We start from the raw sequence: 9557 nt of genomic DNA on the forward strand, positions 1-9557 counted from the left end.
GTGATGGCTACTCTCCCGGCCGTTCGCGGCGCGCTCAAGGCCGATGCGTCGCTGGCACCGCTCGTCTGGTTCAAGGCGGGCGGGGCGGCGCAATGGCTGTTCGAGCCCAAGGACGCCGACGACCTGTCCGATTTCCTTGCCATGCTCGATCCGGCGATGCCGGTGATGGCGCTCGGCCTCGGCTCCAACCTGATCGTTCGCGATGGCGGCGTGCCGGGCGTGGTCGTGCGTCTGGGCAAGCCCTTCGCCAGGGTGGAGGCGCTGGATGCCACGACGCTGGTCTGCGGCGGCGGCGCATCGGGCATCCTCGTCTCCTCGACCGCGCGGGATGCCGGCATTGCCGGTCTGGAATTTCTCCGCTCCATCCCCGGCACGGTCGGCGGCTTTGTGCGGATGAACGGCGGCGCCTATGGCCGCGAGACCGCGGACATATTGGTGGAATGCGAGGTGGTGCTGCGCTCGGGCGAACAGGTGACCTTGCTCGCGAGTGACCTCCATTACAGCTATCGTCATTCCAACATGGTCGACGGCGCGGTTGTCGTGTCGGCGACCTTCCGGGGCGAACCCGGCGATCCGGCCGCGATCCAGGCGGAAATGGACCGCATCGCCACCGCGCGCGAGGAAAGCCAGCCGCTGCGCAGCAAGACCGGCGGATCGACCTTCAAGAATCCGGACGGGCACAAGGCCTGGGCGCTGGTCGATGAAGCGGGCTGTCGCGGCCTCCAGCTTGGCGGCGCGCAGGTGAGCGAGAAGCACACCAACTTCCTGCTCAACACCGGCCACGCCACCAGCGCCGACATCGAAGCGCTGGGCGAGGAAGTCCGCCGCCGCGTCAAGGACAAGAGCGGCGTCGAGCTGGAATGGGAAATCCAGCGTGTCGGCATGTTTGCCGAGGGCGCAAACAGAGATGCCGTGGGGTTGGCGAAGTGATTTGTGCTCCCAATCCGTCATCCCAGCGAAGGCTGGGATCCCTCTTTTCTTCCTTCGCTGCGTTCAAAGGCAGTGAGATGCCAGCCTTCGCTGGCATGACGATGTATCTGGAGTGTTACGCATGAGCCGTGGTCCCTGGCATGTCGCCGTATTGATGGGCGGCTGGTCGGCGGAGCGGCCGGTGTCGCTGTCGAGCGGCGAGGGCGTGGCCAAGGCGCTGGAATCGCGCGGGCATCGGGTCACGCGGATCGACATGGATCGCGACGTCGCCGCGCGCCTGACTGAGACTAAGGCGGATGTGGTGTTCAACGCGCTGCATGGCGTGCCGGGCGAGGATGGCACGGTGCAGGGCATGATGGACCTGATGGGCCTCACCTACACCCATAGCGGCCTTGCCACCTCGGTCATCGCGATCGACAAGCAACTGACCAAGCAGGCGCTGGTGCCGCACGGTATCCCCATGCCCGGCGGACATATCGTGGCGAGCGAGAGCCTGTATGCCGGCGACCCGCTGCCGCGCCCCTATGTTCTCAAGCCCGTCAATGAGGGCAGCTCGGTCGGCGTGGCGATCGTCACGGCCGAGGGCAATTATGGCAATCCCATCGCCCGTGACAGCGTCGGCCCATGGCAGGAATTTCCCGAGCTTCTGGCCGAACCCTATATTCGCGGGCGCGAACTGACCACCGCCGTGCTCGGCGATGAGGCGCTGCTCGTTACCGAGCTGCGCCCCAAGAGCGGCTTCTATGATTTCGACGCCAAATATACCGACGGCATGACCGAACATGTCTGCCCGGCGGAGATACCGGACGAGATCACGCAGGCGTGCAAGGCGATCGCGCTCCAGGCGCATCAGCTGCTTGGCTGCAAGGGCGCGTCGCGCTCCGACTTCCGCTGGGACGACAGCGAGGGCGTCGAGGGGCTTTACCTGCTGGAGGTCAATACCCAGCCGGGCATGACCCCCTTGAGCCTGGTGCCGGAACAGGCGAAAAAGCTTGGCATCGAATATGCCGAGCTGGTCGAGCGGATCTGCGAGGAAGCATTGACGAGGGGGCCGAACATGGGGGCTGGCAATGGCTGAGGCACGGATCCGGCGCGGCGGCACGGCGCGGCTGAGCACGGCGCGGGGCAAGGTGCGCGCCAAGGCCGGATCGGGCCGTGGCCGCCAGCTCAAGCGCCAGTCCTCCTTCGATCGGCTGCTCGAATTGCTGCCGATCAGCGAGGATACGCTCCAGAAGCTGGCGACCTGGGCCATCTTCGCGATCTTCGGTGGCATAGCGATCGCCATCGCCATCTATGCGGGGCTACCCGACATGGCGCGCCAGCAGGCGGCAAGCCTGGCCGCGCGCGCCGGTTTCGAGGTGGAGAAGGTCGAGGTGCGCGGCGTCGAGCGCATGGACGAGATGCCGGTCTATAATATCGCGCTCGGCCAGGTCGATCGCTCGATGCTCTCGCTCGACCTGCCCAAGGTGCGGCAGGAAATGCTGAAGCTCGGCTGGGTCAAGGATGCGCGCATTTCCCGCCGCCTGCCCGACACGCTGGTCGTCGATATCGTTGAGCGTGATCCGGTCGCGGTGTGGCAGCATGACGGGCAATTGCATCTGATCGACGTGGCGGGCGTGGTGCTGCAATCGGTGTCGGCCGGGGCGATGCCCGACCTGCCGCTGGTGGTCGGCCCCAACGCCAATCTCCAGACCGCCGGCCTCAACAAGCTGATGGAAAGCGCGCCTGCCTTGAAGCCGATGCTGGCTGGCGCAACCTGGGTCGGGAACCGTCGCTGGGATTTGCGCTTTCAGTCTGGGGAGACGCTGTCGCTGCCTGAAGGCGAACAGACATCGGCGGCCGCGCTGGTGAATTTCGCGCGCATGGATGGCGTCAATCGGTTGCTCGGCCGGGGCATCGTCAAGTTCGACATGCGCGATCCCGATCGTTTCGTGCTGCGTCTGCCGCAGGGCCAGACCAGCGATAAGCCGGCAGCGGCGGACGCCAAGGCGGAAAAGACCGCAAGTGCGCCTGCCGCGGGCGAGGAAGGCTAAGTCATGGCACAGCCCAAGGTCGAAAAGCTCATCACCGCGATCGATATCGGATCGTGGAAGGTGTCCGCGCTGATCGCGGGGCGCACCGATACGGGTGAGCTGGCGATCCTGGGCACAGGCCAGCGCGAGAGCCGGGGCGTGCGCCGCGGTTTCATCGCCGACATGGAGCGCACCGAACTGGCCGTGCGCGAGACGGTGGAACAGGCCGAGCGTGTCGCCGGCACCAATATCGAGGATGTCTGGGTCAGCTTCTCGGGCGGCAGCCTGGTCAGCGACGTCGTCACGGTCGAGCGCGACATGGGCGGCTATCGCGTCGAGCAGCCGGACATCGACGATCTGCTGACCACTGGCCAGCAGGGCATCGACCCCGATGGCCGCATCATCCTGCACGCGCAGCCGACCTGCTTCACCATCAATGGCAAGGTGCCGGTGAAGAAGCCGCTGGGCATGCATGCCGATCTGCTGGGCGTTGATATCCATGTCGTGCTGGCGGATGGTGCGCCGCTCGCCAATCTCGACCTGTGCGTGCGTGGCGCTTATCTCAACGTCAATTCGATCGTCGCTTCGCCAATCGCGACCGGCCTCGCCTGCCTGTCGGAAGAGGAACGCGACCTGGGCGTGGCGCTGGTCGAGATGGGGGCAGGGGTCACCAATGTCTCGCTCTATGCCGGCGGCATGCTGGTGGGGCTGCATTCGATCCCGATGGGCGCGTCCGACATCACCGACGATATTGCTTCGGCCTTCGGCATCCGCCGCAGCCAGGCGGAGCGGATCAAATGCTTCTATGGTTCGGCGATGCAGAACCGCCGCGACTTCCGCGAGATGATCGAGATCGCGACGCCCCATGGCGATGTCGCCATTCCGGGGCAGAGCGCCGGCCCCAATGCGGAAGGCGGCAAGATCACCCGCGCGGCGCTGGTCGGCGTCATTTGCGAACGACTGAACCAGATCATGGCGGAAGTGAATGCGGCGCTGGCCGGCATGGGTTTCAACAGCACCGGGCGCCAGGTCGTGCTGACCGGCGGCGGCGCGGAGATGAAGGGCATTGCCGACTATGCGCAAGGTGCATTGGGGCGTGCAGTGCGGGTCGGTCGCCCGCGTGGCTTGTCAGCCATGCCCGAAGCGCATAGTGGCCCGGCCTTCGCCACTTTGGCCGGATTGGCGCTTTACGGCGCTTCAAACCCGGTTGATCTTAGGGCGATGGCGCCTGCGCCGCAAACCGTGCATCGTCTGGGCGCCCCGCAATGGTGGCAGCGCATGATGCGGGCGATGCGGACGAATTACTGAGCGAATTTGAACGAAAACGAAAATAGCAGGTGAAATACTCTATTTTCTGGTGTTAACAATTGATGACGGTTGTCACTTCCTGACGAGGAAGCTGAGGGAGCAAAGTATATGAGCATCGAGATCAGCCCGCCGCATGTGGACGAATTGAAGCCACGCATTGCGGTGATAGGCGTTGGCGGTGCAGGCGGTAATGCCATCGCGAACATGATCGCGGCCAGCGTCGAGGGCGTGGACTTCATCGTCGCCAACACCGACGCGCAGGCGCTGAACGCCTCGCCGGCCGAACGGCGCATCCAGCTTGGCCCGCAGATCACCGAGGGTCTGGGCGCCGGTTCGCGCCCGGAAATCGGTCGCGCGGCGGCCGAGGAAACGATCATCACCGTCGAACAGGCGCTGGAAGGCGCCCATATGTGCTTCATCACTGCCGGCATGGGCGGCGGCACCGGCACCGGTGCGGCCCCGGTCATCGCCAAGGCGGCGCGTGAAAAGGGCATCCTGACCGTCGGCGTCGTGACCAAGCCCTTCACCTTCGAGGGCAATCGCCGCATGAAGTCGGCGGAAAGCGGCATCGACGAGTTGCAGAAGCATGTCGACACGCTGATCGTCATCCCGAACCAGAATCTGTTCCTGATCGCCAACCCGAACACGACCTTCAAGGAAGCGTTCCAGATGGCGGACGAGGTGCTGCAGCAGGGCGTGCGTTCGATCACTGACCTGATGATCATGCCGGGCCTCATCAACCTCGACTTTGCCGACGTCCGTTCGGTGATGGGCGAAATGGGCAAGGCGATGATGGGCACCGGCGAAGCGGAAGGCGACGGCCGTGCGCTCCAGGCCGCGGAAAAGGCGATCGCCAACCCGCTGCTCGACGGTGTGTCGATGCGCGGCGCCAAGGGCGTGATCGTCTCGATCGTCGGTGGCGACGACATGCGCCTGATGGAAGTTGACGAAGCGGCCAACCATATCCGTGAACTGGTCGATCCCGATGCGAACATCATCTGGGGCAGCGCCTTCAACGACAATCTGAACGGCAAGATCCGCGTGTCGGTCGTCGCGACCGGCATCGACAATGAAGTCGGCAGCCAGGCCGCGCCGCTGACCCAGCCGTTCAGCTTCGCCAGCCGTCCAGCCGTCGCCGTGCCGCAGGCACCGCGTCCGGCACCGGTGGCCGCACCCGCCCCGGCCGCGCCGGTCGCTGCTGCGCCGGCCCCGGTCGCCGCGCCCGAACCCGAAGCGCTGGAACTGGACGTGCCCGAAGCCCCGGCGCCCGCGCCGATCGCCGCGCCTGCCGCCGAAAAGGCGCCGCCGGCCTTCGCGCCTGCGCGTCCCGCCGCCGTCTTCTCCGACGAGGATCCCTCGCAGGATGAACTGCTGCTCGGCGCCGAAGCGGCCGCACCGGAAGCTGCGCCCAAGCCCGCCCAGCCGGCGCCGCGCGTCGCGACCGGTGGCACGCTGTTCGAGCGTATGGCCGGCCTTACCCGTGGCAGCGAAAAGGCACCGGGCGCCGAAGAAGGCACGCAGGGCCTGGATATCCCGCGCTTCCTCAACCGCCAGAACAACCAGTAAGGCCAGCGTGCGGGCACAGGCCCGCACCGGCCTGCCAAAGGCGCGCCGTCGGTCGCTTCGGGCGACCCGGCGCGCTTTTTTGTGCAGGTCATTTCCCATTGCTTCCGCGATCCGCTAAGGCAGCCATGTGACACGATCTCATCTATGGATTCTCGGCAGCCTGCTTCTTGCCACGGCTGCGCAGGCGCAAACCGACCAGGCCGATCTGGTCCGGCCCTCGGGCGCCGCGGACCTCAACAATAATCTGGCGAAGCTGGCCACAAATCCGCGTGATTTCAGCGCGTTGGTGGGGGCAGGGGAAGCCGCGCTGGAGCTGGACGACGCCCGCGCGGCCGCCGGTTTCTTTGCCCGCGCCGACGCGATCCAGCCCAATAATGGACGCACCAAGGCGGGCCTGGGCCGGGTCATGCTGAAGATGCAGAACCCGGCCGAAGCGCTGCGCCTGTTCGACCAGGCGACCCGTGCCGGCTATCCCGAAGTGACCATCCAGGGCGACCGTGGCCTTGCGCGCGACATGACCGGCGACCAGGCCGGGGCGCAGCGCGATTATCATGCCGCCCTGCAACGCAGCCCGGACGATGCCGAACTGGTGCGCCGCTACGCCGCCTCGCTCGGGATTTCGGGGCAGGTGGATGCCGCCGACAAGGTGTTGCAGCCGCTGCTCTACAAGAGCGACCGGGCGGCCTGGCGCTATAATGCCTTCATCCTGGCGATGAACAACCGTCAGGCCGAGGCCAAGAAGGTGGTCGACCAGACCATGCCCGCCCAGCTGGCGAGCGCCATCACCCCCTATATGCAGAAAATGCCCTATCTGACGGCGGCGCAGAAGGCGGCTGCGGTCCATTTCGGCCATTTCCCGCAGGTGGTCGCGACCAGCATCACGCCGATCGTGCCGACCCCGCCGGCGCCGGGCGTCCAACTGGCGTCGCGCGAAGCCGCACCCGCCGCCGTCGCGTCGACCGCGCCGGCCCAGGGGGATCGCCGAACGACCCGCAACGGCAGTGGCCGGCAGCGCGGCACGTCGCTGGCCCGCGCGCCGCTCGGCACGCCCCCCTCTAGCCAGTCCCGCGCCCGCCAGCCTACTGCCAGCCAGCCCGCCGCCAGCCAGCCCGCGCCGACCCAGAGCCGGACGCCGATGGCCGCACAAGCCACGCAGCCTGCTGCCCCCACGCCAACGCCCGCGCCCGCAACGGTCCAGCCGCTGCCCGCCGACACGCGCGGACGCCAGCCGGTCGTTCAGCCGACGCCGAGCCAGAGCGCCCGTTCGGAGATGGTGCAGCCGGCGCCCGGTCAGGCGACCACCCAGACGCCGACCCCAACCCCGGCGCCGTCGCCCGCCCCGGTCCGCAGCGCATCGGCCGATGTGCAGGGGCCGCCCGCGCCGGGTCTCGACGCGCTGGACGGCGGCGCGCCGCGCTCGACCGCACCGGCGCCGACCACCGGCCAGCCGAGCGCCGCCTCGCAGCTCAATTCGAGCGCGCTTGCCCAGGCGTCGAGCGTGACCCCGCCCGCGCCGCAGGGCACGCCGCCCGCGCCGACGCCATCGGCGCCGGTCGCCACCCAATTTACGCCGCCGGCCGACAGCGCTGCGCCGCAGCCGGCGCCGGAGGCGACGCGCAGTCTGGCCGACATCATTCACGCCATCGACGTGCCCGACAGCGAGCGCCGCTCGAACGTGGTCGCGGTCGACCTGGCCGAGGTCGAGAAGCTGCAGGCCGCCCGCCGCGCCGCCGCGCGCCAGGCGGAGGCCGACAAGGCGAAGAAGGCGGCCGCCGCCAAGGCCAAGGCGGAAGCAGATGCCAAGGCGAAGAAGGAAGCGGAGGAAAAGAAGCGGCTGGCCGCCAATCCCGCACGCAACTGGGTGCAGATCGGCACCGGGCAGAAGAGCGCGCTGGCCTTCACCTTCAAGCGCTTGCAGGGCAAGTATGACGCGGTCGCGCCGCAGGATGGCTGGAGCGCCAGCTGGGGCCAGACCTCGCGCCTGCTGATCGGTCCCTTTGCCAGCTTCACCCGCGCCAAGGCGGTCGAGGCGGACCTCAAAAAGGCCGGCGCCGATGCCTTCGCCTGGCAGAGCGACGCGGGCGAGGTGGTTGAAAAGCTGGGCAGCAAATAAGGGGTTCGCATGACGATGCTCGCATCCTACGCCTCTCAGCCCGACCAGAGCCGGGGACGGCTCCATGCCGAACCGGGCGGCGAGATGCGCGGCCCGCGCGATATGTTTCAGCGCGACCGCGACCGCATCATCCATTCGATCTCCTTCCGCCGACTGCGGCACAAGACGCAGGTGTTCGTGTCGCCCGACGGCGATCATTATCGCGTGCGCATGACCCACAGTCTGGAGGTGGCGCAGATCGGCCGCGCCATCGCCCGCACGCTCGCCCTCAACGAGGATCTGACCGAGGCGCTGTGCCTGGCCCATGATATCGGCCATCCGCCCTTCGGCCATGCCGGCGAGGATGCGCTGGAAGCGGCGCTGGAGGATCATGGCGGCTTCGATCATAATGCGCATACGCTGCGCACGTTGATGCTGCTGGATTCCCCTTATCCGCGCTTTCGTGGGCTCAACCTCAGCTGGGAAATGCTGGAGGGGCTGGCCAAGCATAATGGGCCGGTGACCAAGCCCGGCTGGGCGATGCGCGAACTGGACGCGCTGTTCCCGCTCGACCTTGCCAGCCATGCCTCGCTGGAGGCGCAGCTGGCGGCGCTGTCGGACGATATCGCCTATGACAATCACGACATTGACGATGGCCTGCGCGCCGGGCTGCTGAGCCTGGAACAGCTTTTGACGGTGCCGCTGGTGCGCCATTGCTGGGATCGGGTGACGGCCCGCTATCCCGACGTGCCGCAGGATCGGCTGCTGCGCGAACTGGTACGCGAACAGATTGGCGTGATGGCCAATGACCTGCTCACCACCACCCGCGCCAATATCGCGGCCGCCGGGGTGGAAACGGTTGCCGATGTCCGCGCGCTGGGCCGCACGCTGGTCGCTTTCTCGCCCGAACTGGCCGCGCAGGAACGCGAGCTGAAGCGCTTCATGTATGCGACCCTCTATCATCATCCCGACCAGCTCGCCGCCGCCGACCGGGCACGGGTGATCGTGATCGACCTGTTCCGCGCCTATCTGGCCGACCCCGCGCTGATGCCGCCCGAATGGCGCGACGAATGCGCGCTGGAAGAACCAACCCGCAGCCGCCATATCGCCGACTTCATCGCCGGTATGACCGATCGCTATGCCGAAAAGCGGCATGCCGAAATTTGTGGCGCACTGGTCTAGGCGCGCACCGCAGCCTCCGACGCGACAGTTGAAAGTTCACAGCGTCGTTACACGCGCATTCTGGCGTGTTTGGGCGGCCCGCGCGCCTGCGACGCTTTTCCTGGGTCATGCCGACGCGACGATGACGCCGCTCCCGCGCGACACCGACGCGACAATGAGGCGACAGCCAGGCGACAGCGAAGCGACGCCGGTGGGGCTTTGCGGGAGATAAGGCGGAAGGGGCAGGGGACTGTTCCATCGCGCAGGATAGATCAGAGAAAGGCCGAGTAGGAAAGAGCAGGGCGCGCGATCAGGGCTTCCGCTCTGGCCGGTGACGACCAGAGGCGGACGTTTCCTACTCCCCTCCCTTCCAGGGAGGGGCCGGGGGTGGGTGCGCCGCGTAGCGGCGGTCTACGGTCGATAGGGCAGAAGCTCGCTGCGCTCGCAACCCACCCCAACCCCTCCCTGGAAGGGAGGGGCTATGTCTT

At 67.2% G+C, this 9557-nt stretch carries 7 protein-coding genes; all 7 read left to right on the forward strand.

Annotation, left to right across the window (positions count from 1 at the left end; all coding sequences use genetic code 11):
• The first annotated feature begins 3 nt into the window (after positions 1-3).
• The 7 genes from murB to AC13EK_RS20175 all read left to right on the forward strand — a co-directional run bounded on the left by murB (position 4) and on the right by AC13EK_RS20175 (position 9090).
• On the forward strand, positions 4-930 hold the full coding sequence (gene murB / locus AC13EK_RS20145) for a UDP-N-acetylmuramate dehydrogenase (protein ID WP_170828651.1): 927 nt from the start codon (positions 4-6) through the stop codon (positions 928-930).
• A gap of 121 nt (positions 931-1051) precedes the next feature.
• Positions 1052-2008, forward strand: a complete 957-nt coding sequence (locus AC13EK_RS20150; RefSeq protein WP_069336253.1) for a D-alanine--D-alanine ligase — start codon at positions 1052-1054, stop codon at positions 2006-2008.
• Positions 2001-2963, forward strand: coding sequence for a cell division protein FtsQ/DivIB (locus tag AC13EK_RS20155; RefSeq protein WP_004207953.1), 963 nt, complete (start codon positions 2001-2003; stop codon positions 2961-2963). The genes AC13EK_RS20150 and AC13EK_RS20155 overlap by 8 nt, the downstream gene beginning before the upstream one ends.
• Positions 2964-2966: 3 nt before the next feature.
• Positions 2967-4250, forward strand: a complete 1284-nt coding sequence (gene ftsA / locus AC13EK_RS20160; RefSeq protein WP_004207952.1) for a cell division protein FtsA — start codon at positions 2967-2969, stop codon at positions 4248-4250.
• A gap of 108 nt (positions 4251-4358) precedes the next feature.
• Positions 4359-5816, forward strand: coding sequence for a cell division protein FtsZ (gene ftsZ / locus AC13EK_RS20165; RefSeq protein ID WP_069336252.1), 1458 nt, complete (start codon positions 4359-4361; stop codon positions 5814-5816).
• 127 nt (positions 5817-5943) lie between these two features.
• Complete coding sequence (locus AC13EK_RS20170; RefSeq protein ID WP_483022369.1) at positions 5944-7929, forward strand: tetratricopeptide repeat protein; 1986 nt, start codon at positions 5944-5946, stop codon at positions 7927-7929.
• Positions 7930-7938: 9 nt separating this feature from the next.
• Positions 7939-9090, forward strand: a complete 1152-nt coding sequence (locus tag AC13EK_RS20175) for a deoxyguanosinetriphosphate triphosphohydrolase (protein WP_069337599.1) — start codon at positions 7939-7941, stop codon at positions 9088-9090.
• Positions 9091-9557: the final 467 nt, after the last annotated feature.

The sequence above is a fragment of the Sphingobium sp. L-44 genome (assembly GCF_056859495.1).